Source organism: Bacillus sp. FSL P4-0334 (genome assembly GCF_038004825.1).
GTDB lineage: Bacteria > Bacillota > Bacilli > Bacillales > Bacillaceae > Bacillus > Bacillus velezensis.
In genome coordinates, this window is sequence record NZ_JBBORX010000001.1 from 186,402 (window position 1) to 210,918 (window position 24,517).

The following is a 24,517-nucleotide window of genomic DNA, read 5'->3' on the forward strand; positions in this document are numbered from 1 at the left end:
CTTCATGAAAAAGCGCCCCTGATGAAGGAGCGCTTTCAGCATGTGATCAGACCGTATATTTTTCTTCACGGAAGACGGCGGCTGCCGCTTCACGTTTTTTCTGAATGAGGTTTTTCGGCGTCAGGCGCGTCAGTTTGCGCAGCACGGAAAGCATCATCCGGAGGGAATCTCCTTCCTCCATGGCGATCAGTGATTCTTTGGCGTGCGCTTCAATGTTCTGAAGGGCTTCCTGGGCAAAGATTTCCGTATATAACAGCTTCTGCGCGGCTTTTTCGGCACCGTCCGCCGCAATTGCTTTTTCCGTTCTGAGGACGGCTGATTCCAAAGCGTACAGCGCGCTGACAATATCGGCAATGTTCACCATGATTTCCTGCTCGCCTTCGATCTCTTTGCCGTATTTCTGCGCCGCGAGACCCGCTGTCAAGAGGGCGATCTTTTTCGCCTGTCTGACAATGTATTTTTCCTGTTCAAGAGGTTCTGAGCCCGGCTCTTCAGGCATCAGCATCATGAGTTCTTCTTGGAGCGCTTTTGCTTTTTCAAAGAGCGGCAGCTGACCTTTTACGGCTTTTTTCAGGAACGTGCTCGTGACGATCAGGCGGTTGATTTCATTTGTGCCTTCAAAAATTCTGTTGATTCTTGAGTCGCGATAAGCGCGCTCCACTTCATATTCCTGCATAAATCCGTAACCGCCGTGAATTTGAACGCCTTCGTCGGCAATATAATCAAGCGTTTCAGAACCGCACATTTTGTTGAGCGAGCATTCAATCGCGTACTCGGCGATTGACTTCGCGACTTCGCGTCCGTCTTTTTGCTCCTCTTCCGTCAGTCTGCTCATATTATCTTCGAATAAGCCCACTGTTCTGTATACAGAGCTCTCCATCGCGTAAAGCCGAGCTGACATCGTCGCAAGCTTTTCCTGAGTGAGCGTGAAGCTTGAGATCGGCGTTTTAAATTGCCGGCGCTGGTTCGCATAAGCGGCAGACAGCTCAATCACCCGTTTTGAAGCGCCGATTGTGCCGACGGCAAGCTTGTAGCGCCCGATATTCAGAATATTAAAGGCGATGACATGTCCTTTTCCGATTTCGCCGAGAAGGTTTTCTTTCGGGACTTCCGCCTGATCTAAAATCAGCGTTCTTGTCGATGAACCCTTAATCCCCATTTTTTTCTCTTCCGGGCCCGTTGACACGCCCGGATAGTTCTTTTCTACGATAAATGCGGAAAATTTATCTCCGTCCACTTTAGCGTAGACGACAAAGACATCTGCAAAGGCGGAGTTTGTAATCCATTGCTTTTCTCCGTTAAGAATATAGTGTGTGCCCGCTTCATTCAAAACAGCCGTGGTTTTCGCGCCGAGGGCATCTGAACCTGAACCGGGCTCAGTTAAGGCGTATGCCGCGATTCTTTGTCCTGAAGCCAAGTCCGGCAAATAGGTTTTTTTCTGTTCTTCCGTTCCGAAGAACACGATCGGCAATGAGCCGATCCCGACGTGGGCGCCGTAAGACAGCGAAAAGCTGCCGGCACGTGAAAACTTTTCCGTAATGAAAGCTGAACTGATTTTATCCAGGCCGATTCCGCCGTACTCTTCAGGCACGTCTGCTCCGAGGAGGCCGAGATCTCCGGCTTTTTTCAGCAGTCTGACCGAATGCTCGAACTGATGATTTTCAATTTCATCGATATAAGGAAGCACATCGTTTACGACATAGTCTTCTGTCGTTTTGCCGATCATTTTGTGTTCGTCTGTAAAGTCCTCCGGAGTGAATATTTGATCATATCCCGTCTCTTCAATCAGAAAGCTGCCGCCTTTTTTGACGTTGACCGTTTCCTGTTTCATGTTCGTTTCCCCCTTTTTTTAAATGAGTTCAAATACGCCGGCAGCTCCCATGCCGCCTCCGATGCACATCGTCACCACGCCGAATTGCTCGTTTCTCCGTTTCATTTCATGAATGAGTGACAGGGTCAGCTTCGTTCCCGTGCATCCGAGCGGATGTCCGAGCGCGATGGCGCCTCCGTTGACGTTCACTTTTTCTTCATCTATCCCAAGCGATCTGATGACTTGAATGGCCTGTGAAGCAAAGGCCTCATTCAATTCAAAAAGCCCGATATCCTGTAATTCGAGTCCGGCAAGCTTGAGCGCCCGCGGAATGGCTTCAATCGGACCGATCCCCATTACCTCAGGCGGAACGCCCCCTACGGCAAAGGAACGGAATTTGACAAGCGGCGCCAATCCGAGCGACGAAGCTTTTTCGCGATCCATCAGCATGACAGCCGCCGCGCCGTCACTTGTTTGTGAAGAGTTCCCGGCCGTCACGGTTCCCGTTTTAGAAAAAGCCGGACGGAGCTTCGCCAAGACATCAGCCGATGTGCCGGGACGAACGCCTTCATCTTGAGAAAAGGTAAATTGTTTTTTCCGCGGCTTATGGTCATCACCGACTTCTGTCAGCGATACTTCAACCGGCACGATTTCGTCATTGAATTTCCCTTCTTTAAGGGCTTTTGCGGCATTCTGATGGCTGCGGACGGCAAATGCATCCTGGTCTTCTCTGGATACGCCGTACGTTTCGGCTACCTGCTCCGCTGTGTGCCCCATGCTCATGTAATACTCAGGCGCATGCTCCGCCAAAGCGATATTCGGCCGTGTCACATGCCCCATCATCGGAACTTGCGACATGGATTCCGCACCGCCCGCAATGACGGTGTCACCCGCGCCGATCATGATTTTTTCAGCACCGTAAGCGATGGATTGGAGCCCGGAAGAGCAATAGCGGTTCACCGTAATGGCCGGCACCGTATGAGGAAGCCCCGCCAGCGCACCGATATTCCGCGCCATATTTAATCCTTGTTCGGCTTCAGGTGTTGCACATCCGATAATTAAGTCATCGATATTTCCTTCATAGCCGCCTGCCCGTTTCAGCGTTTCTTTTACACAAAGCGCTCCTAAATCATCAGGACGAACGGCTGCAAGCGATCCTTTTTTCGCTTTACCGACCGGAGTTCTCGCACCGGCCACAATGACTGCTTCTCTCATAAACACCCTCCTAGTTCCGTAAAGGTTTGCCTTTGACGAGCATATGCTGCATTCTCGCTTGAGATTTCGCCTCGCCAGCGAGGCTTAAAAAGGCTTCTCTTTCAATCTCGAGTAAATATTCTTCTGAAACCTCCGTGCCGAACGGGACTCTTCCGCCGGCAATGACATGGGCCAGCTTCTTCGCAATCTTCATATCGTGATCGGATAAATAACCCGACCGTCTCATTTGGTCTGCTCCGAGCAGTAATGCCGCACACCCGGTTTCCCCGGTGACTTTCACTTTTTTGCGGGCAGGCGGGCGGTATCCGCTGTCATATAAGGAAGCAGCCAGCTGTTTCGCATCGTGCAGCAGGTGATCCTGATTCATGCTGATACGGTCTGCCGCGGACAAAATCTTCATATCACGGGCTTCGTGTGCCGAACCGGACACTTTGGCAAGCGCGATTGTTTCGAAGGTTTTAATCGCTGCGTCCATCAGTTCACTTCCGCCGTCCAAATAATTCATGTACAGCTCTTTGTTTCCTCCGCCGCCCGGAATAAGGCCGACGCCGGTTTCAACAAGACCCATATACGATTCGCTCGCCGCCTGAACGCGTGCCGCCGGGAGACAGACTTCCGTGCCGCCGCCGAGTGTCATCCCAAATGGCGCCGCGACAACGGGTTTAGCGCTGTATTTGATGTTCAGCATCGTCTGCTGAAAACGGCGGATGACAAAATCGACTTCCATGAAGTTATCATCCTGAGCTTCCATCAAAATCATCGCAAGGTTTGCCCCCGCGCAGAAATGTCTGCCTTGGTTACCGATGACAAGACCTTTATAATTCCGCTCCGTTTCCTCAAGCGCATTGTCAATCATCTGAATAATGTCTAAGCCGATCGCGTTGCTTTTCGTATGAAATTCCAGCAGCGCGACATCATCGCCGAGATCAATCAGACTTGCTCCGCTGTTTTTAGTGATAACGCCTTTTGTTTCTTTTAACGTTTGCAGGCTGATCCGTTTCGGATTTTCTTTCACAGCCCTGTATTGGCCGTCTGAATAGTAAAATGGTGTTCCGTTTTCCTTCATATAAAATGTTTCATGGCCCTGATTAAGCATTTCTTTCACCCAGCCGGGGAGTGCTGCGCCTTCTTCTTCGAGCCGCTCCGCTGATTTTCTGACGCCGATGGCATCCCACATCTCAAACGGTCCGAGCTCCCATCCGAAGCCCCATTTCATGGCGTCATCAATTGCTTTGATATCATCAGCGATCTCACCTAAAAGCCGGGCTGAGTATAAGAGTGTTTGCGATGTAATATTCCAAAGCAGGCGCCCGGCGCGGTCATCAGAGTATATAAGCGCTTTCATTTTGCCTTTGGCACCCTTTGCCTGTTTGGCGGCTTCTAAAGCGGGTGTCTTCATTTTCGAGCGCTCACCGTATGTCATGGTCAGCGGATCGAGTTCATATATTGTTTTACCTTCTTTTTTGTAAAAACCTTGGCCTGATTTGCTGCCCAGCCAATTGTTTTTCAGCATGTCATTCATAAATTCAGGAAGCTTAAACATGTCTTTTTCAGCGCCATCGGCTTTATCATACACATTTTTTGCCACATGGGCGAAAGTATCTAGCCCCACAACGTCAAGGGTTCTGAAGGTCGCGCTTTTCGGTCTGCCGATCAAAGGCCCGGTCACCGTGTCCACCTCGCCGATGCGGCAGCCGGAAGAAAGCATTTCTCTTACCGTGACCAGCAGGCCGTACGTACCGATGCGGTTGGCGATAAAGTTAGGCGTGTCTTTTGCGATGACGACCCCTTTCCCGAGCGTGTTTTCTGCAAATGAAGTCATAAACTCCAGCACGTCAGGATCTGTTTCCTGAATCGGAATGATTTCCAGAAGCTTTAAGTAGCGGGCCGGATTAAAGAAATGGGTTCCTAAGAAATGAGCTTTAAAATCGGCAGATCGGCCTTCCGCCATTTTTGTGACGGAGATACCGGACGTATTGCTCGACACGATGCTTCCCGGTTTCCGGTATTCATCAACGAGTGAGAAAATCTGTTTTTTTACGTCAAGATTTTCGACGACGACTTCAATAATCCAATCAGCATCCTTCAATTGAGCTGCGTCATCTTCCAAATTCCCCGCCGTTATATAGTCGAGATTGGCAGCCGAAGTCAGCGGCGCCGGTTTTTGCTTCAGCAGCTTTTGCATGGCCGATCGGCTCAGTCTGCTGCGGACCTCCGGGCTTTCTAATGTCAGCCCTTTTTTCATCTCATCCTTTGTCAGCTCGTTTGGCACAATATCAAGCAGCAGGACGGGAATTCCGATGTTAGCCAAGTGCGCGGCAATTCCGGACCCCATGACGCCTGATCCGAGAACGGCTGCTTTCTTTATAAACTTGTGCATGAGTCATCCCCCTTGAACTTTGAATGAATAGTCATTCATTTTTTCGGCAAAAAAAATGAAACCCTTTTCTTCTTACATCTTAAAAGATTTTCAGGATGACTTCAATAGCAAATATGGAATTTTTTTAAATTTTTCTGCTTCCGCATGTTCCATGGCTCGGGCGGGAAACTTAAACCCGGAGGTGAAGGGAATGGTGCGAGGGAGAAAAGATCCGTCTTCTGCCGCAGTGAGCGCGGCCAGCATGAAAGGAAATGCGGGACCGAAGCAAAAATACGGCGGCGGCAAACGGACGAGCCAAAATCAGCAATATAAAAAAGACAACATGGAATAACATGCTGCGGCTGCTTTTTGGAGCAGCCGTTATTTTTTGAAGATCCCTTTCAGCACAAATGCCGCATTTGCCGGGCGCTCGGCAATTCTTCTCATCAGGTACCCGTACCAATCGGTTCCGTACGGGACATACACCCTCATCCTGTATCCTTCTTCGGCAAGCTCCTTCTGGCGCTCCGTTCTGATGCCGTACAGCATTTGGAATTCAAACTGCTCCCGGGGAATCTGATGTTCGCTGATGAGTGTTTTCGTAAAAGAAATGATGTCATCATCATGTGTCGCCACCGCCGTTTCATGGCCGCTCAAAAGCTGCAGCTTAATCAGCTGCTGAAAATGAAGATCGGTTGCACTTTTATCAGGGAATGCAACGGCCGCCGATTCTTTATAAGCGCCTTTTACAAGCCTGAGCCGCGGCTTGTATGGCATCAGACCGCTGATGTCTTCAGCTGCGCGGTACAAATAAGCCTGAATGACGGTGCCGAGCATCGGGAAATCCGGCTTGCACCGCTTATACAGCTCAAGCGTACGGCCGCATCTTGAATAGTCCTCCATATCAATCGTTACAGGCACGCCGCGTTCTTTTGCCTCCGTCAATATGTCTCTGACATGCTGTTCCGCGAGCTTCTCGGAAATATCCAGACCGATGGATGTTAATTTCAGCGACAGCTCACAATCCAGTTGATTCTCGGCAATCGCCCTGATTGCTTTTTTACATTCTTCCGCCGTCCTTCTCGCATCCTTCTCTGAACCCGCATATTCACCTAGATAATCAATCGAAGCCGACAGCCCTTTTTGGTTCAGCCGCTTTACCGTTTTCACAGCTTCCGTGAGTGTTTCCCCTGCAACGAACCTTCCCGCACCGAAGCGGATTCCGTAAGCCTGGGCGAATTTTGTAAGCATTTTATTTTTCGACAAAAATAAACATATGCTCCGCAGCAAGGATGAACTCCCTCCTTTTTCTTTTATTCGTGTATGAATTTCCGGTCGCAGAGAAAGCTAAAAAGAACAGAATTGAAGGAGGCGTTTATATGAACAACCAAGAGCAGCACGGAAACTTGCCGCCTGCCGTCATCTCAACGAAAGACCATTTGTATCTTGAGGACATGCTGAACTGGAATCTGCTTGCCATGAAAAAAGCGCATTTTATGGCGGAACACTGCCAGAATCAGACGTTAAAACAAGAGCTTGATCAGATCGGCCGGATGCATCAGAAGCATTATCAGCACATATTGGGCCGCTTGAACCCCGATCAAGGCGGACAGACAACAACAGGCTATATGCAATAGGAGGACAATACATGGAACAGCAAAACCAAAAAATCACGAATCCGCAAACGCCCGTGCCCAATACGGCGCAAATGAATGACAGAGACTTGGTGAATGAGCTGCTGACGACGGAAAAATACATCACGGCTTCATATTGCACAGCCCTGCACGAGTTCAGCCACGAGTCTCTTTATCAAGATATTCAGGCGATTTTCGATGAGTCACAAAAAGCGCAAAGAAGATTATACGATGTGATGTTTCAAAATGGCTGGTATTCCATTGAAGCAGCCGATACCCAAAAGCTTCAGCAATCGTATCAGAAGTTCCGGCAGACCATTCAGCAGCAGTCTCCCTACCAGCAGTAAAACGAAGAAGGATTTGATGTTTTCGACAAGCATCAATCCTTTTTTTATTTTTGCACAAAAAGATTGACTTGTCATTAATCCTTATTTATATTTAACTAATGTTAATTATTTTCTCGAGGAACAAGATGAGGAGGAGTTATGAAAAACGCGGATCAATATGTGTCTGATATCCAGAAATCTCTTCAGACGCTGCTGCAAAACATACAGCCCGAAATGGTGGAAAGCATGGCAAAACACGAGGTGACGCCTGCCCAATTATTTGTTTTAGCCAGCCTGAAAAAACACGGGAGCTGCAAAGTTTCCGAAATTGCGGAACGCATGGAGGTAAAGCCGAGCGCAGTGACGCTGATGGCCGACCGCCTCGAACAAAAAGGACTTATCGTCCGCAAACATAACCAGCAGGACAGACGCGTCATCGACATCAGCCTCACCAAAAAAGGCGAAACAAAATTCGAAGATGTTGTGGAAGGACGGAAAGCGATACTGGCGCGAAACCTATCCGTTCTGACTGAAGATGAACTGATTCAGTCCGTGAACATCATCCGCAAAGTAGCGGAAGCCGCCGAGAAATACGCGGCTGAGCAAAAAGAAAACGAATAGAAAAGAGGAGCTGCCGAAACATGAGCATTGAAAAGAAAGATCCAAAACGCACATTATTAATAACCGGCTTAATCATCGCCATGTTTTTCTCAGCCCTTGACGGCACCATCGTAGGAACGGCGATTCCTAAAATCGTGGGTGACCTCGGGGGATTAAGCATGATGACGTGGCTGACCACGGCATATCTTTTAACTTCGACGACGATCGTTCCGATTGCGGGGAAACTTGCAGATTTATTGGGGCGCCGCGTCGTCTATGTATCAGGTTTATTGATTTTTATGGGAGCTTCCGCACTGTGCGGAATGGCCAGCAACATGACGGAACTGATTATTTTCCGCGGACTTCAGGGAATCGGCGGCGGTGTCATGATGCCGATGGCTATGATCGTCATCGGGGATTTGTTCACAGGGAAACAGCGTGCCAAGTTCCAAGGGCTTTTCGGGGCGATTTACGGGCTTGCTTCCGTGATCGGCCCGCAAATCGGGGGCTGGATTGTTGACTCATTAAATTGGAAATGGGTTTTCTATATCAACCTGCCTGTCGGAATTTTAGCCGTGATCTTTATCGCAAGAGGACTTCAAGGCAGAAAACAGACCGGGCCGATTAACTTTGACATCGCCGGCATTTTCACAATGATCGTCGGAATCGTCAGCCTCCTCCTCGCGCTCAGCTTCGGAGGAAAGGATTACGCATGGGGCTCTTGGCAGATTCTCGGTCTCTTTGCGCTTGCACTTGCCGGGATTGTCGGATTCATTTTCGCTGAAATCAAAGCAAAAGAGCCGATTCTGCCGATGTACCTGTTTAAAAACAGAACGTTTACCGTACTGAATCTGATCGGCTTTTTCATGAGTATCGGCATGTTCGGCGCCGTTACGTTCGTTCCTTTCTTTATGCAGGGAATTATCGGAGTCAGCGCCACCGCTTCCGGCACGATTATGACGCCGATGATGGTATCTATGATTATCACAAGTATTATCGGAGGCCAGCTGGTTTATAAGATCGGTATTAAACCGCAAATCATGATCGGCATGCTGATCATGGCCGTCGGCTTCTTCTTATTAACGACTTTGCAGCTGGATACAAGCAAGCTCGCGGCTACATGCTATATGGCCGTGATCGGTCTGGGAATGGGGCTCGTCATGCCGCTTCTCACACTCGCTCTGCAAGAAACGTTTTCAAAAGAAGAGCTGGGTGTTGTGACCTCTTCAAGCCAATTTTTCCGGATGATCGGGGGAACGTTCGGCATTACGGTGCTCGGCGCTGTCATGAATGCCAGATCAGGAAGCCTTTTAACCGACAGACTGGTGCCTTACTTAGACTCACTCCCGAAACAGGCAAGTGCCTTTGCCGCCCAGTTTAAAGGTATGATTGACAAGAATCCTGAAGGGCTGCTTCAATCCTTGTTCAGCCAGGAATCGATTAAGCAGATTCCGGCCGCATTTTCTTCCCATATCGTGCCGGTTTTGAAAACGTCACTGATGGATTCGCTTCACAGCGTGTTTTTCACAGGCCTGGCCTTTATCGCTGCCGGATTGATCCTCACGCTGTTTGTTAAATCAATTAAGCTGACAAATAAAAAGACAGGCAAACAAGAAGAAAAGGCGAAAGCCGTTTAACAAAGAAAAATCCCGCGGATGCCGCGGGATTTTTTTATATCATCTGGGAATGACCAGTCTTCCGCCTCATTGGAAATGGGGGGTGAAAATTCAAAAAAATAGTGATGGAATTCTTTAATAAACCTTAAACATTTCATAGTTATCTTTATAGTACGACATAATAAAGTCACGAAAATTTCTTACCGAAGAAGATAATAGCTTATGTCTCAACCAAGATAAGCCGACTGGATATGAAGCAGAGTGATCAGTCACTTTTATAAAATTCAGCCCCAATGTTCTGCAAACTGAAATAGGAAGCAACGCCACACCTTGATCCAGCTTTATAATCTCGACCAGTAAATGAGAATCTGCCTCAAATGCAATATTTGGGGTGAAACCAGCTTTCTCACAAAGCGAGGCTGTGAAACCTCTATACTCTTCATTATTAGCAAGGGTAATAAATGGTTCATCGGCGACAAGACGTAAAGAAATTTCAGTTTTACCCGTAAATCGGTGGTTTGAGGGCAAAGCCAGAACGATATCTTCATTTACCAGCACACAACTCTCTATCTCTTCATCTTGAATCGGATGACCTGTTATTCCTAAATCAATGTCCCCTTTTTTTAAACTTGTTATGATCTCGCTTTTAACTCCGATTGCTTGGAGAATTTTTGATTGAGGAGAGCGGTTGATATATTCACTCATCAGTCCTGCAAGGAATCTTGGATTGGAAATAGATATTCTGATGGTGCCAGAAATTTGATGTTCCTCCAATTGAATTTCCGTTTGTGCATTTTCAATCTCAGTAAAAATCCTGTTTACATGTTTTAAAAGAATTTTCCCTGCTGAACTCAGCTTAATATTTCTGCCTTTTCTCTCAAACAAGGTTGTTCCCAGTTCATTCTCAAGTCTTTTTATAGTGAGACTTAAAGAAGGCTGGGCAATCTTTAATTGTTCTGCTGCTTTAGAAATATGTTCAGTATAGGCAACTGTCTGAAAGTATTTTAGCTGCAGCAATTCCATCTGTCTGCACCCCCCTCATTTATTTCAATAAATATATATATACCTTATTATGTATTGGATTAAATGTAAATGCGAATGTAAGATAATAGCATAGTTAAAGAAAAGGAAAGGGTGTCATTCAATGAAAATTGATGTGAAAGATATAGCAAAAAATTTAAGTACGCCACTAACAGCCCCTGCTTATCCTATCCCAAATTATCAATTTGTTAACCGTGAATATTTAAATATTATTTACCGAACGGATGAAAAAGCTTTACGTGCGGCAGTGCCGGAACCTCTTGAAATTACTGAACCTTTAGTGAAATTCGAAGTCATGTGGATGCCCGATGTTTCCGGACTTGGTGCCTATACAGAGGCAGGACAAGTCATCCCTGTCAGCTTTAATGGTGACGAAGGAGATTATGTACATTCTATGTATGTTGACAATTTCCCGGCTATTGCAAGCGGACGGGAACTTACTGCATATCCAAAGAAATTGGGTGCCCCTAAGCTGTATATAGACTCTGATACTCTTGTTGGCACATTGGATTATGGCAGTCTTCGTGTGGCAACTGCGACTATGGGATATAAACATTTCGAAATGGATAAGGAAAAAGCGAAAAGGGAAATTTGCCGACCTAATTTTATGGTTAAGATTGCCACTGATTACAATGGTGATTTAAGGGTTTGTGATTTGGTGCGGACGCAAATAACGAATATAGAAGTTAAAGGTGCCTGGACTGGACCGGCGCGGCTTCAATTATTTGAACATGCTCTGGCACCTCTTGCAGATTTGCCTGTATTAGAAGTCGTTTCAGCATCTCATATTATTACGGATTTAACCTTAAATGCAGCACAGCCGGTTTATAACTACTTAGAGGAAAAATAAGGAGACGTTTACAATGAGAATTGCAGTTTTAGGAGCAGGTTCTTTAGGAACCATTGTTGGAGCATATCTGTCTGCTGGCGGAATGGATGTCGAATTGATTGATTCGTACAAAGAACATGTAGATACTCTAAATCAAATTGGTGCTAAAGTAGTTGGTACAACGGAATTTCAAGCAAAGGTGAAAGCCATCACCCCTGAAAACAAATCAGGCAAGTATGATTTAATATTACTTCTGACGAAACAATTATATAATGACTCCATCCTTAAAGAGTTGCTGCCTTTTTTAAAGGATGACAGTGTAGTATGTTCCTTGCAAAACGGTATACCTGAACAGAAAGTTGCTTCGATCGTTGGTGATGAACGTGTTATTGCAGGTTCTGTTGAGTTTGGTGCCACGTTTATTGAACCAGGCGTATCCAGACTTACAACTGAGTATACTCAATTTAAAGAGTACGCTTTTCAAATTGGAGAATTACATGGTGAAACAACAGAAAGAATCCAGCGTATTAAATCGGTTTTAGACCTTATCGGCGGAACACATATTTCCGATAATTTAGTTGGAACGAAGTGGTCAAAATTACTTATCAATAATGCATTCAGTGGTTTATCGGCTGCATTAAACGGAGAATACGGAGACATTCTTGACCATGAAATCGGCATTGTTAGTGCAGTCCATATCGCAGATGAGACGATTAAGGTTGGACACGCCAATGGTGTCAAATTTGCGAAAATGGGCGGCCTTGATTTAGAATCTTTGGAATTAAGAAGTGAAAATGATATTCCTGAACGTATCCAAACATTTAGGTCAGCCATGGAACCATCTAGGCTGCTAAGAGCAAGTATGCTCCAGGATCTTGAGAAAAAACGCAAAACTGAAATTGATTATATTAATGGAGTTATTCCCAAAATGGCAGAAGGTACTGGCATTTCAACACCTTTTCATGATTTGGTTGTAGCACAAGTCAAATGTGCCGAGGAATCTCAAACAGTGCCCAATTTTGATACAAATATAAAAGCATTTGAAGAGTTATTACGTATCCGAAAGGAAATGTGATATATAGGAAAGAGAGAAAGGGATTGCTGCGGCGGTCCTTTTTTCTTGGTTCAGCGAGCGGAAGAAATATACGTTAACAAACGGGTGCATTAGTTACATTAATGTTCTTCGCTATGAATTGAACGGCGCCTTTATTGATTCCTTTTCAGCAAAAAAAGCTTCCGGCACCTCTCTTTGATGCCGAAAGCTTTTTTATTGTTTTTTTCTGTGTGCTTCATTGAGCTGTTTAATATGCTGTATCGCAGCTTTGATGCCCTCTTTGGCGTCCGGGTAGGATTGATTCCAATGTTTGACGAGCGGAGGCATGCTTTTTGCGATATGTGTATACAAAATCCACTGCCTGACTTCTTCCTTTACATCCGGGTTTGTTTCGCCAAGCAATAGTTCCGTGTATTTCTCAAGCAGGCCGTCCAGCTGCTGCTGCAGTTTTTCTTCCATACCGTTCCCTTCCCTTTTTCATGATTATGACAATCGGGCGGTGAGGGCCGCTTCCTGCACGATACATCTGCCGCGTCCGTGCGGAATGCAAAGCGGCGTGCCGAACAGCGGGTCTTGCGTTACCTGGCAGTTCATCGCAAAGACCTGCTGTACAAGCTCGCAAGTGATGACTTCTTCGGGACGGCCCTCTGCGTAAATCTGTTTATCCTTAATGGCGACCAGATAATGGGCATAACGGCATGCCAGATTCAGGTCGTGCAGCACCATGACGATTGTGCGTTTTTCTTTTTCATTTAATTCAAACAGCAAATCAAGAATTTCAATTTGATGCGTCATGTCGAGATAGGTTGTCGGCTCGTCAAGCAGAATGATATCCGTATCCTGAGCGAGTGTCATCGCAATCCATGCGCGCTGGCGCTGTCCGCCTGACAAGGAATCCACCGGACGGTCGGCCATTTCCTCAAGCTTCGTCGCTTTAAGCGCTTTTGCCACTGCGTCTTCGTCCTCTTTGGACCATTGCTTCAGCCAGCTTTGATAAGGGTATCTTCCCTGCTTCACAAGCTGATGCACCGTCAGGCCTTCGGGAGCTGACGGACTCTGCGGCAATATAGCGAGCTCTCTTGCCACTTCCTTCGTCGGAAGCTTAGCGATGGCTTTTCCTTCTAAAAGCACAGAACCGCCCCTCGGTTTCATCAGCCGGGCCAATGAACGTAAAAGTGTCGATTTTCCGCAGCCGTTGCTTCCGATCAATACAGTTATTTCGCCTTTTGGAATCGCGACATCCAATTCGTCAATGATAACAGTTTCTCCGTACCCTAAGCTCAGCGTCTCTGTAGAAATTGCACTCATACCGCTAACCGCTCCTTTTTTGAGTTTCCCAACACTATGTATATAAACAAATTGCCTAAACATTCAACGTGAGATCATGATTATATTGTAACAGAAATTAATGACTCTGAATATCATTATCAATTAGTTTTGGGCAAAAAAGCAGCGGACGGCGGTTATTTTTTTATTTCCGTCATTTCTCCATCGTTCTTTATCAGTTTCAGATAAAAATGGTCATAGCGGCTGTCCAAATTAAAAGCAGAGAGCACCTGCCGGACGACCTCGCCTTCCTGCATCCGGCTGTTTACGGCAAGTTCTCCGAGGATCATCTTCATTTCATCAAGCGCTTCCTCGCCCTCTCTGTGAACCCCTGAGAGCTTGTCCCGGATGTCAGCCTTTTCATGACCGCCTTTACTTTCATACAAACCTTCATAGCGGTTATGCTCTCCGGCTCCGTAGCTGACGCGTAGTGCAAAGCTGCTGTAAGGAACCGGCTTCGCGGATGATACGGGTGTGCTGTCTTGTTCCGCTTCCCGTTTTTCTTCATTCAATCGGCAGCCGGCAATCAGCATCAGCGTAAGACATAAAACGCCCGCCGTTCTGATCCATTTCATGCGGTTCACTCCCATTCCATTCCGATCGTTTTTAGGTATTTCCAAGGGAGGCGGCTGTCATTCATTAAACAAAAAAGAACCGGAGCGATAACACTCCGGCCGGTTCATCTCAAGATTATCATTCAGTCAGCTCTAAAAATTCCTGCACATCCTGTACGGCAAGGCGGACCGCGTCTTCCCAAAACGACCGTTCCGTCAGATCCGCTCCAAGGTGCTTCATCGCCAAATCCTCAACAGTCATCGAAGCCGTGTCACACAAAAGCGCGATATATTTTTCTTCAAAATCCGCGTTTCCCCGAAGAGCTCTTGCATATATTCCAAGCGAAAATAAGTAACCGAACGTATACGGAAAGTTGTAAAACGGCACTCCCGTAATATGAAAATGCAGTTTCGACGCCCAGAAATGAGGGTGGTACTCCCCTAATGAATCGCAAAACGCTTCTTTCTGCGCCGCTTCCATCAGTTCATTCAGTTTCTCAGCCGGAACGACGCCCTGCTTGCGCTCTTCATAAAAACGCGTTTCAAATAAAAATCTCGCATGAATATTCATAAACATGGCTACGCTTTTTTGAATTTTATCTTCAAGCAAGAACAGCTTTTCATCCTTTGTCTCCGCTTGTTTCAAAGCGGCGTCGGCGACGATCATTTCCGCAAAGGTCGAGGCTGTTTCAGCCACATTCATAGCGTAGGCTCTGTTCAGCTGCCGCACTTGAAGCATGGCCTCCTGATGGAACGCGTGACCGAGCTCATGCGCCAGCGTCGATACATTCGAAGCGCTTCCGGAAAACGTCATAAAAATCCGGGATTCTCCGCTGTCGGGAAAGCTGGTGCAGAAACCGCCGACCCGTTTGCCGCTGCGGTCTTCCGCTTCTATCCACCGATCACGGAACGCTTTTTCCGTAAATGCGGACAGCTTTTTGCCAAACGTCGAAAATTGGCTGACGATCAGATTGGCCGCTTCATCATATGTGTATTCTTTCGGAACCTCGCCGATCGGCGCGTCCACATCATACCAGTTCAGCCGCTCAAGCCCTAAAAGAGACGCCTTTCGATTCAGGTATTCGGCAAAAGGCTTTTTATGATCGGTAATGACCTGCCACATGACATCCAGCGTTTCTTTTTTCATCCGGTTGATCGCAAGCGGTTCTTCCAAAGCGCTTTTCCAGCCCCGCGCTTTATAGATTTCCGTGCGGAAGCCGGCCAGATGGTTCAGCGTGCTGCCGAAAAGCTCCTCTTCTCCTTTCCACGCTTCATTAAGCTCTTTGAACACTTGACGTCTGATCCGCCGGTCCGGGTGCGCCATCATATTTTCCGCTTGGCCGACCGACAGCTCTTTATCCTCAAACGGAATCTTCATTCTGCCGACAGCCGCATTATACAGGTCGCCCCATGCGTGATAGCCGTCAACGGCCAGGCCTTCAATCAGCCTTTCTTCTGAAGCGCTGAGCTTCTCTTTGACACGGTCTCTTCTCTCATTTAAAACATATGTGAGATCCTGAAGTTCCGGTTTTTGCAGCAGCTCCTCCCAGACCCGCTCGTCAATCCGGGCAAGTGTATCGTCAAGGGTGACCAGAGCGGATTTAAAATCACTGCTCAGCTGATTGATCCGCGCCCTCCATTCATTCGCTTTCTGATCATGAGTGTTCTGAGCCTGAAGACAGCCGACGAACGCTCCCGCCTGCCTGATCATGATCGCTGACCGTTCAAACCTATCAATCAGATTGATCAGCTCCCGGCTTTCATCCGCATGCGTCGGAACTGTAAATGCTTCAACCGCATGTTGAAAAGCGCTTAGATGCTTTTTGAGCTCTTGTATGTATTGCTGAAACTCTTCCGACCGGCTCCCGCCCTCAAAAATGGAGTTTAAATCCCATGTTTCCTTCAATCCCTCTAATGCCATCTTTTCTTTACCCCTTTCTATCCGAAGCTGACTCCATTATAAAACAATTCTGACATATTTCCGAACGATTTCTCCTTCTTTCCGCGAGATGTTATACACTATGAGATAAGAACAAACGGGGAGGATTATTATGAACAGAAAAATTGCCATTGTAACCGGCGCGACGAGCGGATTTGGGCTGCTGACAGCGCTGAAGCTCGCCCGGTCTTATCACGTCATCGCAACAGCCAGACAGCCGGAGAAAGCTGAAATACTGAAAGAGGCCGCCGCTCAAGCGGGTGCATCCGAACATGTTACGGTCGTTTCTTTAGATGTGACAAATGAGCAGTCGGTGTCTGACTTCGGGAACACCATCAGCGGTTTCGGACCGATTGACCTGCTCGTCAATAACGCCGGCACTGCGTACGGGGGGTTTATTGACGATGTGCTGATGGAACATTACAGACAGCAGTATGAATCAAATGTATTCGGTCTGATTCACGTCACAAAAACCGTGCTGCCTTATATGCGAAAACATAGCGGGGCGAAAATCTTCAATATCAGCAGTATCAGCGGACTGACCGGTTTTCCGGCTCTATCTCCGTATGTCTCTTCCAAATTCGCGGTTGAAGGGTTTACAGAGAGCCTGCGCCTCGAACTGCTGCCTTTAGGAATTGATGCCGCTTTAATAGAACCGGGCTCCTACAAAACATCTATATGGGAAACGTCTCTCTCCAATCATCTTACGGTACCCGGCAAAGATTCGCCTTATTACCGCTATTATCAGCAAATAGAAGCTTACTTCAAAGCCAACGCATCCAAAAGCGGCGATCCTGATGACGTAGCGGAGCTGATTTATCAATTGGCACAAAGGAAACGGCTGAAGAAACTGCGGTATCCGATCGGCAGGGGCGTTAAGCTGACATTGGCTTTCCGCTCACTCTTTCCGTGGTCTGCCTGGGAATCGATTATAAAGAAAAAGCTGTTCACTTAAACCTAAATTATAATTATTATAATTTAGTATTGATTTTTATTTAATACGTGATATAATTAAATTATCAGATCACAGGGAGGACGATGGATATGAATACACAAAACGCGAAAAAAACTGAAACTCTTGTTGAGAAATCAATGAACACACAATTATCAAACTGGTTTATCCTTTACTCTAAACTGCACCGCTTCCATTGGTATGTAAAAGGCCCTCATTTCTTTACGCTTCATGAAAAATTTGAAGAGCTGTATAACGAAGCGGCGGAAACGGCGGATGCCATCGCAGAGCGACTTCTGGCCATCGGCGGACAGCCTGCGGCGACTTTACACGCTTACCTTGAACAAGCTTCCATTACGGATCAAGGTCAGGAAAAAACGGCTTCTGAAATGGTGGAATCACTGGTTCAAGACTATAAACAAATCAGCCGCGAATCAAAATTTGTCATCGGCATCGCCGAGGAACAAAATGACCCGTCAACTGCCGACCTGTTTGTCGGATTAGTTGAAGAAGCGGACAAGCATGTGTGGATGCTGTCAGCCTACTTGGGAGAATAACGAAAAAAGCTGAACCTCAGTTGCAGGTTCAGCTTTTTTTATGCGTTCAGCTTGCGCTTTCGGTTTGTTTTGTTAATGTGACGTTCAGCGTCTTTTTGCTTCCGCTTCTGAGCACTTGAACAGTCGTTTTATCGCCGATTTTCAGCTGGTTATATAAGATCTGTCTGATATCGGCGCTGCTGCCGACATCTTTGCCGTTCAATTGTACAATGACGTCATTTGATTTGATGCCCGCTTTCGCAGCCGGCGAGCCGGACTGCACTTCTTTTACGTAAACACCCTTAGACAGCTGGTCGCCGAACAGTCCGAGCGTGTTTTCCTGATAGGTTTCCGGCACTTGCGCCATGTCAATCATCTGCACACCTAAAAATGGGCGCTCGACTTTTCCTTTTGCAAGCAGCTGGTCGACTATCGGTTCTACATCATTGCTCGGAATGGCAAAGCCGAGTGACTCCACGCCGTTTTCACTGACTTTCATGCTGTTGATCCCGATAACTTGGCCGCTTGAGTTGATTAACGGGCCGCCGCTGTTTCCGGGGTTAATCGCCGCATCCGTCTGAATCACGTTCATTTCCACTGTGCCTTGGGATGTATCGGCGTCTACCGTTCTGTTCAGCCCGCTGATGACACCTTGTGTGACGGTGCCGGAAAACTGCTGGCCGAGCGGGTTGCCGATGGCAATCACTTTATCGGCAATGCGGAGCTTGGAGGAATCCCCGAAGCTGGCCGCTTTTTTGACATTGGACGAGCTGATTTCCAATACAGCCAAGTCACTGATGGCATCCTTTCCGACAAGCTTTGCCGTTTCGGTTTTCCCATTGTAAAGAGTGACCGACAGTTTGTTCGCCCCTTCTACGACATGATTGTTTGTAATGATGTACGCTTTTCCGCCGTCTTTTTTGAAGATGACGCCTGACCCCGTGCCGCTTTCCGTTTCAGAGCTTGAACCGCCGTCAAGTCCGAACTGGCTGCTTTGCGAAGCTTGGTAGTTGGACACTCCGACAATCGCGGGCTCCAAGTCTTCCACCATATCCGCTACGCTTGAGGTATTTTTCAAAGGCGTTGACGTAAAATTCGAAGACTGAACTTGTTTCGTATCAGAAACGGCTTCTGTCTTATGCTGCTCACCCGGCAGGTTTGGCACAATGCCAAGCACGAGGCCGCCGCCGATAATGCCGCCTAAAATCGGGCTCAGCCAAGCGGCTCTCCGTTTTTTTTCTTTTTTCACGGCAGCCGTTTTTTCAAATTCCGTACCGGCCGCCGTCTCGTTTTCCGCTTCTTTCGAGACGGGCCCTTCGAGTAGCTCCGGCTCCTGATGGCTGATCTGCTGCTGTTCATTTCTGTTTTGTTCCGTATGTGAAAGATCTGACTGATCGCGGCTTCTGCCGTCATCTCGATGATCATTCATATTCACGCACACTCCTTCAGCATGTTTTCATTCTATCGATTACATATTCATCGCATGTACAAGTTCTATTGTCCCAATAATAAGGAGAAAAGCAAAGCTCCAAAACAAAATGTGTTTGAACATGTTATCTTCCCCGCTTTTTTTCTTCCTTTCTTCCCTTATACACATCATAAACAAACATTGTGGGATAAAAATGAAAAGAATATGTGAAATTATGAAAATGCGGCTTGAGTGTGTTAAAACTAGTATAATGACGTTGAAAGGATGTGAAATGCCTTGTCATACACCATTTATCTAGTTGAAGATGAGGATAACCTGAATGAACTGCTCACAAAATATTTAGAGAATGAAGGCTGGAACATTACATCTTTCACAAAAGGCGAAGATGCCAGAAAGCAGATGCAGCCGTCTCCCCACTTGTGGATTCTTGACATCATGCTTCCGGATACGGACGGCTATACATTGATAAAAGAAATAAAAGAAAAAGATCCCGATGTGCCGGTCATTTTCATTTCCGCGCGGGATGCCGATATTGACAGAGTCCTCGGATTAGAGCTTGGAAGCAATGATTATATCGCCAAGCCCTTTTTGCCGAGAGAACTTATTATACGGGTCCAGAAGCTGCTCCAGCTCGTGTATAAAGAACAGCCCGCTCCCAAAAAAACCGGCATCACCGTTTCTTCCTACAATGTGATCGAAGATGCCCGAGAGGTTTATGATGAAACCGGCAGCCTGGTCAATTTGACGTCTAAGGAATTTGATCTGCTGCTTTTATTTCTTCATCATAAAGGACACCCCTTTTCCAGGGAAGATATCCTGCTGAAAATATGGGGCCATGATTATTTCGGCACTGACCGGGTGGTCGATGATCTTGTGCGGAGGCTGAGAAAAAAAATGCCCGGGTTAAAGGTTGAAACCATTTACGGATTCGGCTACAGGATGATGACGTCATGAAAAATAAGCCGCTTGCTTTTCAAATATGGGTGGTCATTTCAGGCATCCTCTTAGCCATTTCGATTCTGCTTCTCGTGCTGTTCTCAAATACGCTGCGTAATTTTTTCACGGATGAAACGTATACGACCATTGAAAATGAACAGCATGTACTGACGGAGTACCGGCTGCCCGGATCGATCGAGCGGGGATATTACAGCGAGGATGCGACCGCGCCGACGACTTTCCGATCCGTTCAGCACGTTCTTCTGCCGGAACGGGAGGAATCGGCCAGTGACAAAGACTTGAACTACTTTTCTTCTTCCTTTATCCATAAGGTGTACAAGCTCGCGGGCCGCCAGCACAGCGTCACGAAACGATACAGCGCGGATATCAGCGGTGAAAAAGTATTTTTCGTCATTAAAAAAGGCCTCACCATTAACGGCCAGGATGCGATGATGCTGTCTTACGCCCTTGATTCTTATCGTGATGATCTGGCATTCACCCTGTTCAAGCAGCTGCTCTTTATCATTGCCGGCGTGATTTTGTTAAGCTGGATTCCGGCGATTTGGCTTGCCAAATATCTCTCGCGCCCGCTCGTTTCCTTAGAAAAGCATGTCAAACGGATTTCAAAACAGGATTGGGATGATCCGGTCATCGTCGACAGAAAAGACGAAATCGGAAAATTAGGCCATACCATTGAAGACATGCGGAGCAAGCTGGTGCAAAAGGATGAAACGGAAAGAACGCTCCTGCAAAATATCTCTCATGATTTAAAAACGCCTGTCATGGTGATAAGGGGCTATACTCAATCAATAAAGGACGGGATTTTTCCTAAGGGGGATCTGGAAACCACAATTGATGTCATTGAAGGCGAAGCAGAAAAACTCGAGAAGAAAATTAAGGATTTATTATATTTAACGAAGCTTGATTATTTAATGAAGCAGCGGGTGCACCATGAGACATTTGACATTGTGAAGGTCACGGAAGAAGTCATTGAACGGCTCAAATGGGCCCGGAAGGAATTATCGTGGACCGTTGAAACAGAAGATGCATTAATGATGCCCGGTGATCCGGAGCAATGGAGCAAACTTCTTGAAAACATTCTCGAAAATCAAATCCGCTATGCAGAAACGGCGATTCACATTCGGATCAGCCAAAATCAGCAGCAGATTGTCATGACGGTTAAAAATGACGGGCCTCCGATTGAGGATGAGATGCTATCCAGCTTGTACGAGCCTTTTAATAAAGGGAAGAAAGGCGAGTTCGGCATAGGACTCAGCATCGTAAAACGGATTTTAACCCTGCATAAAGCATCAATTTCAATTGAAAATGACCAATCGGGTGTAATCTACCGAATTATCATACCAAAGTAGACTGTAGTGTTTCATTGCAGTCTTTTTTTATGTGAAGGAATAGCCGTTAAAATCTCTGTAGTTTGCTTTCAGCGGTTTTTGGCATTGATGAACCCATTTCTTTTCACAAATTGTCTTTTTCGGATATTTCACCTTTTCGACTTTAATTCCTCTGTTTCGCAAGCGGCTGATCATTTCATCTAATTCTTTCATTTTCAGATTCACCCTTTCGCCAGAACTTTGACCATTCGGTCAGCTCACTTTATAATATAAATAAAACAAAACAAAAAAACAAGTTACAATCAGGTTAAATTTACGGAATATCAATATGACCATATAGTCATACATGAGAAGCACAAGCCAGCCTCCTGGCTCCGAAAGGGTGGAACCATTGAAGGAAAAAGAAAAGCTGATCATTGAAGCAGCAATTAAACTGTTTGCCCGAAAAGGGTACAAATCTACATCGGTTCAGGAAATCGCCGATGAATGCAAAATCTCAAAAGGCGCTTTTTATCTTTACTTTCCTTCCAAAGAAGCACTGCTTCTATCCATGCTGAATTACTACTATGATAAAACGTTTACCCGAATCACGACGATCCAAACGGAGGGTGACAGTCCGAGAGCCGCTTACCAAAAACAGCTTGCGGTGTTTTACGAATCGATTCTCGCCCATCAGGATTTTATTACCGTGCAGATGAAAGACGGTTCACTTCCTTATACCGAAGAAGCGGCGCAGTGCGGAAAGAGAATCCGCCGGTCGATCCTGCAGTTTCATATCGACAGTCTTCTTGCGATTTACGGAGAAAAAGTTGAACCATACACAGCCGAGCTTTGTTTTTTAATAGAAGGAATCAGTCAGATGTATCTTGAATATCTCATTCTGACCGGCCGGTCCGTACAGCCTTCGCTTTTGGCAAATACCGTGATTCACAGAATTGATGACATCGTAAACGGAATGGCGGACAGACATGATGAAGCGTTTATTTCTCTTGATGAGGCAAGCTCACTGTTTGGCCCCCTTCATAACGGGCAGCCCGATCCTTTAAGCCAATCGATCTTGCAGACCCTCCGCACGCGCATCGGCACGATGGACAAGACGCAAGCATCTGAATTCACCGAGAGCTTGGATATTCTGGAAGCGGAAATGAAGAAAAAGTCGCCGAAACCGGCAATCATCAAAGGAATGATTTTGAATTTGAAGGAATCCGACCTGCTGGCTGAAGATGCAGAACAGCTCAGATTTTTACTGAAACAGCAGTTTATTTAGAAGAACGGCCGCAATGACTGCAGCCGTTCTTTCTTTTTATGCTTTCGGGTGCACCATATCTTCCGGACGCACCATTTCATTAAATTGTTCTTCTGTCAAAAGGTTCAGCTGTAATGCCGCTTCTTTCAGCGTCAGGCCTTCTTTGTGGGCAAGCTTGGCGATTTTCGCGGCGTTTTCATAACCGATGTGCGGGTTAAGCGCCGTAACAAGCATTAATGAGTTAGAGAGATTTTCCTGAATCGTCTCTTGGTTCGGCTCAATACCGACAGCGCATTTGTCATGGAAGGAATTCATTCCGTCACTGAGCAGCTGCACGGTCTGCAGGAAGTTATAAATGATAACCGGTTTGAAGACATTCAGCTCGAAGTTTCCTTGGCTGGCCGCAAATCCGATTGTCGCGTCATTTCCCATCACTTGCGCGGCGATCATTGTCAGCGCCTCACTTTGCGTCGGGTTGACTTTGCCCGGCATGATAGAGCTTCCCGGCTCATTTTCAGGAATGACGATTTCGCCGATTCCGCAGCGCGGGCCGCTTGCCAGCCATCTGACATCGTTGGCAATCTTCATCAGGTCGGCAGCCAATGCTTTTAACGCGCCGTGAACGTGAGTGATTTCATCATGACTTGTGAGCGCGTGGAATTTGTTAGGCGAACTCTTGAATGTCTGCCCCGTTACTTTTGTGATTTCTTCCGCGACGAATTCACCGAACTGCGGGTGGGCGTTGATTCCCGTGCCGACTGCCGTGCCTCCGATGGCAAGCGCGCGGATTTTTTCCGTTGACTCAAGAATCATTTCTTTCGAACGGTCAAGCATGTATACCCAGCCGCTGATTTCCTGTCCGAGCGTCAGCGGAGTGGCGTCCTGCAAATGCGTGCGTCCGATTTTCACAATATCCTGATAAGCTTTCGCTTTTTCATCAAGCGTCGCGCGCAGCTGATCAAGCGCCGGAACGAGCTGCTCATATACGGCAAGAACCGCCGCAACGTGCATCGCCGTCGGGAATGTATCGTTTGAGCTTTGGCTGCGGTTGACGTCATCATTCGGATGAATCTTCAGCTCGGAATTTTTTTCTTTCAATAAAGCAGTCGCGCGGTTGGCCACCACTTCATTCATGTTCATGTTGCTTTGCGTGCCGCTTCCCGTCTGCCAGACAACGAGCGGAAAGTTATCGTCGTATTTGCCGTTTAAAACATCGTCACATACAGCAGCAATCGCCTGTGCTTTTTCAGACTCTAAGTTGCCGAGGCGTTCGTTGGCGATCGCTGTGCTTCTTTTCAATATTGCAAACGCCTTCACAACACGCTGAGGCATTTTTTCTGAACCGATTTTGAAGTTCTCTTTGCTGCGCTGTGTCTGAGCGCCCCAAAATTTATCTGCCGGAACTTTAACTTCTCCCATGGTGTCTTTTTCAATTCTGTAGTCCATTTATGTATCCCTCCATAACAGTTGCTTCACCCTGAGTATTATTCGCCAGTAACAGATGAAACCCTTTTTATTTTTCGGCCTTGGCCGTTTTTAATTTCAGCTCAAGATAGACGCGCGAATCCTTAGAGTATTTATACTTCGGATTTGTTTTACGGTATTCTTTCGACGTGTAAGCCACTTCGTAATGCGCTTCAAATGATTTGATGAGCTGTTCAATTTCTTCGGCATTTCCTGCCAGTCTGACTTGTGCCACATCTCTCCTCCGCTTTCATAAAAAAACTTGTACCATTAAATACTTTATCATAGTATATCATTTTTTT

Annotated in this window: 24 protein-coding genes and 1 pseudogene; 12 read left to right on the forward strand and 13 right to left on the reverse strand. The window is 46.7% G+C overall.

Annotated features, from left to right (window positions below; all coding sequences use genetic code 11):
* Positions 1-46: 46 nt before the first annotated feature.
* From NSQ37_RS00970 to NSQ37_RS00980, 3 genes are read right to left on the reverse strand one after another with little or no spacing between them, the layout of a single operon-like run.
* Complete coding sequence (locus NSQ37_RS00970; RefSeq protein WP_007613612.1) at positions 47-1,831, reverse strand: acyl-CoA dehydrogenase family protein; 1,785 nt, start codon at positions 1,829-1,831, stop codon at positions 47-49.
* An 18-nt stretch (positions 1,832-1,849) separates the two neighbouring features.
* Complete coding sequence (locus NSQ37_RS00975) at positions 1,850-3,025, reverse strand: acetyl-CoA C-acetyltransferase (RefSeq protein ID WP_003151841.1); 1,176 nt, start codon at positions 3,023-3,025, stop codon at positions 1,850-1,852.
* Between the two features lie 10 nt (positions 3,026-3,035).
* Complete coding sequence (locus NSQ37_RS00980) at positions 3,036-5,405, reverse strand: 3-hydroxyacyl-CoA dehydrogenase/enoyl-CoA hydratase family protein (protein ID WP_038464257.1); 2,370 nt, start codon at positions 5,403-5,405, stop codon at positions 3,036-3,038.
* A 190-nt stretch (positions 5,406-5,595) separates the two neighbouring features.
* On the opposite strand from NSQ37_RS00980, the gene NSQ37_RS00985 reads away from it, so the two are divergent.
* Entirely contained in the window at positions 5,596-5,736 is a 141-nt protein-coding gene (locus NSQ37_RS00985) for a YuzL family protein (protein WP_003151836.1), read from the forward strand.
* A 29-nt stretch (positions 5,737-5,765) separates the two neighbouring features.
* Here NSQ37_RS00985 and NSQ37_RS00990 read toward each other — a convergent pair whose 3' ends face one another.
* The gene (locus NSQ37_RS00990) at positions 5,766-6,674 is read right to left on the reverse strand and encodes a proline dehydrogenase family protein (protein ID WP_038459767.1); all 909 of its coding nucleotides are present in this window, start codon (positions 6,672-6,674) and stop codon (positions 5,766-5,768) included.
* Positions 6,675-6,763: 89 nt separating this feature from the next.
* On the opposite strand from NSQ37_RS00990, the gene NSQ37_RS00995 reads away from it, so the two are divergent.
* From NSQ37_RS00995 to NSQ37_RS01010, 4 genes are all read left to right on the forward strand, one after another.
* Positions 6,764-7,021 (forward strand): hypothetical protein, encoded by a 258-nt coding sequence (locus NSQ37_RS00995; protein WP_015418171.1) that lies wholly within the window; start codon positions 6,764-6,766, stop codon positions 7,019-7,021.
* Between the two features lie 11 nt (positions 7,022-7,032).
* On the forward strand, positions 7,033-7,365 hold the full coding sequence (locus tag NSQ37_RS01000) for a spore coat protein (RefSeq protein ID WP_003151830.1): 333 nt from the start codon (positions 7,033-7,035) through the stop codon (positions 7,363-7,365).
* 138 nt (positions 7,366-7,503) lie between these two features.
* Entirely contained in the window at positions 7,504-7,965 is a 462-nt protein-coding gene (locus tag NSQ37_RS01005) for a MarR family winged helix-turn-helix transcriptional regulator (RefSeq protein ID WP_032868005.1), read from the forward strand.
* 20 nt (positions 7,966-7,985) lie between these two features.
* Positions 7,986-9,581, forward strand: a complete 1,596-nt coding sequence (locus NSQ37_RS01010) for an MDR family MFS transporter (RefSeq protein WP_007410079.1) — start codon at positions 7,986-7,988, stop codon at positions 9,579-9,581.
* Positions 9,582-9,695: 114 nt separating this feature from the next.
* On the opposite strand, the gene NSQ37_RS01015 is transcribed toward NSQ37_RS01010, so the two are convergent.
* Entirely contained in the window at positions 9,696-10,583 is an 888-nt protein-coding gene (locus tag NSQ37_RS01015; RefSeq protein ID WP_218791358.1) for a LysR family transcriptional regulator, read from the reverse strand.
* A gap of 121 nt (positions 10,584-10,704) precedes the next feature.
* Here NSQ37_RS01015 and NSQ37_RS01020 point away from each other — a divergent pair, with 121 nt between their 5' ends.
* On the forward strand, positions 10,705-11,451 hold the full coding sequence (locus tag NSQ37_RS01020) for an acetoacetate decarboxylase (protein WP_218791359.1): 747 nt from the start codon (positions 10,705-10,707) through the stop codon (positions 11,449-11,451).
* A gap of 13 nt (positions 11,452-11,464) precedes the next feature.
* Entirely contained in the window at positions 11,465-12,505 is a 1,041-nt protein-coding gene (locus NSQ37_RS01025; protein ID WP_025285238.1) for a ketopantoate reductase family protein, read from the forward strand.
* A gap of 192 nt (positions 12,506-12,697) precedes the next feature.
* Here NSQ37_RS01025 and NSQ37_RS01030 read toward each other — a convergent pair.
* The 4 genes and pseudogenes from NSQ37_RS01030 to NSQ37_RS01045 all read right to left on the reverse strand — a co-directional run bounded on the left by NSQ37_RS01030 (position 12,698) and on the right by NSQ37_RS01045 (position 16,285).
* Positions 12,698-12,965: pseudogene (locus tag NSQ37_RS01030) on the reverse strand (YusU family protein).
* A gap of 2 nt (positions 12,966-12,967) precedes the next feature.
* Positions 12,968-13,792, reverse strand: a complete 825-nt coding sequence (locus NSQ37_RS01035; RefSeq protein WP_012118397.1) for an ABC transporter ATP-binding protein — start codon at positions 13,790-13,792, stop codon at positions 12,968-12,970.
* 155 nt (positions 13,793-13,947) lie between these two features.
* Positions 13,948-14,385 (reverse strand): YusW family protein, encoded by a 438-nt coding sequence (locus NSQ37_RS01040; protein ID WP_205164376.1) that lies wholly within the window; start codon positions 14,383-14,385, stop codon positions 13,948-13,950.
* Positions 14,386-14,503: 118 nt separating this feature from the next.
* Entirely contained in the window at positions 14,504-16,285 is a 1,782-nt protein-coding gene (locus NSQ37_RS01045) for a M3 family oligoendopeptidase (RefSeq protein ID WP_341123071.1), read from the reverse strand.
* Positions 16,286-16,415: 130 nt separating this feature from the next.
* On the opposite strand from NSQ37_RS01045, the gene NSQ37_RS01050 reads away from it, so the two are divergent.
* Together NSQ37_RS01050 and NSQ37_RS01055 are read left to right on the forward strand one after the other, a co-directional pair.
* Positions 16,416-17,258, forward strand: coding sequence for an oxidoreductase (locus NSQ37_RS01050; RefSeq protein ID WP_341123072.1), 843 nt, complete (start codon positions 16,416-16,418; stop codon positions 17,256-17,258).
* A gap of 89 nt (positions 17,259-17,347) precedes the next feature.
* Positions 17,348-17,812 (forward strand): Dps family protein, encoded by a 465-nt coding sequence (locus tag NSQ37_RS01055; RefSeq protein WP_060561932.1) that lies wholly within the window; start codon positions 17,348-17,350, stop codon positions 17,810-17,812.
* A gap of 46 nt (positions 17,813-17,858) precedes the next feature.
* On the opposite strand, the gene NSQ37_RS01060 is transcribed toward NSQ37_RS01055, so the two are convergent.
* A complete protein-coding gene (locus NSQ37_RS01060) occupies positions 17,859-19,220 on the reverse strand; it encodes a S1C family serine protease (protein WP_341123074.1) in 1,362 nt (453 codons plus the stop codon).
* Between the two features lie 276 nt (positions 19,221-19,496).
* Here NSQ37_RS01060 and NSQ37_RS01065 point away from each other — a divergent pair, with 276 nt between their 5' ends.
* Positions 19,497-20,174 carry a response regulator transcription factor gene (locus tag NSQ37_RS01065; RefSeq protein WP_032876594.1) on the forward strand — a complete coding sequence of 226 codons (678 nt, stop codon included), beginning with the start codon at positions 19,497-19,499 and terminating at the stop codon, positions 20,172-20,174.
* The gene (locus NSQ37_RS01070; RefSeq protein WP_007410068.1) at positions 20,171-21,526 is read left to right on the forward strand and encodes a sensor histidine kinase; all 1,356 of its coding nucleotides are present in this window, start codon (positions 20,171-20,173) and stop codon (positions 21,524-21,526) included. Before NSQ37_RS01065 ends, NSQ37_RS01070 begins: the two co-directional genes overlap by 4 nt.
* Before the next feature lie 27 nt (positions 21,527-21,553).
* Here the strand turns inward: NSQ37_RS01070 and spxO are convergent, their stop codons facing one another.
* Positions 21,554-21,718, reverse strand: coding sequence for an anti-adapter protein SpxO (spxO, locus tag NSQ37_RS01075; protein ID WP_003151811.1), 165 nt, complete (start codon positions 21,716-21,718; stop codon positions 21,554-21,556).
* Between the two features lie 178 nt (positions 21,719-21,896).
* Here spxO and NSQ37_RS01080 point away from each other — a divergent pair, with 178 nt between their 5' ends.
* Positions 21,897-22,772: a TetR/AcrR family transcriptional regulator gene (locus NSQ37_RS01080; protein WP_098081733.1), complete on the forward strand. Its 876-nt coding sequence runs from the start codon at positions 21,897-21,899 to the stop codon at positions 22,770-22,772.
* A gap of 36 nt (positions 22,773-22,808) precedes the next feature.
* On the opposite strand, the gene fumC is transcribed toward NSQ37_RS01080, so the two are convergent.
* The gene (gene fumC, locus NSQ37_RS01085) at positions 22,809-24,197 is read right to left on the reverse strand and encodes a class II fumarate hydratase (RefSeq protein ID WP_007410064.1); all 1,389 of its coding nucleotides are present in this window, start codon (positions 24,195-24,197) and stop codon (positions 22,809-22,811) included.
* A gap of 67 nt (positions 24,198-24,264) precedes the next feature.
* Positions 24,265-24,450 (reverse strand): YvzF family protein, encoded by a 186-nt coding sequence (locus NSQ37_RS01090; protein WP_003151806.1) that lies wholly within the window; start codon positions 24,448-24,450, stop codon positions 24,265-24,267.
* Positions 24,451-24,517 lie beyond the last annotated feature (67 nt).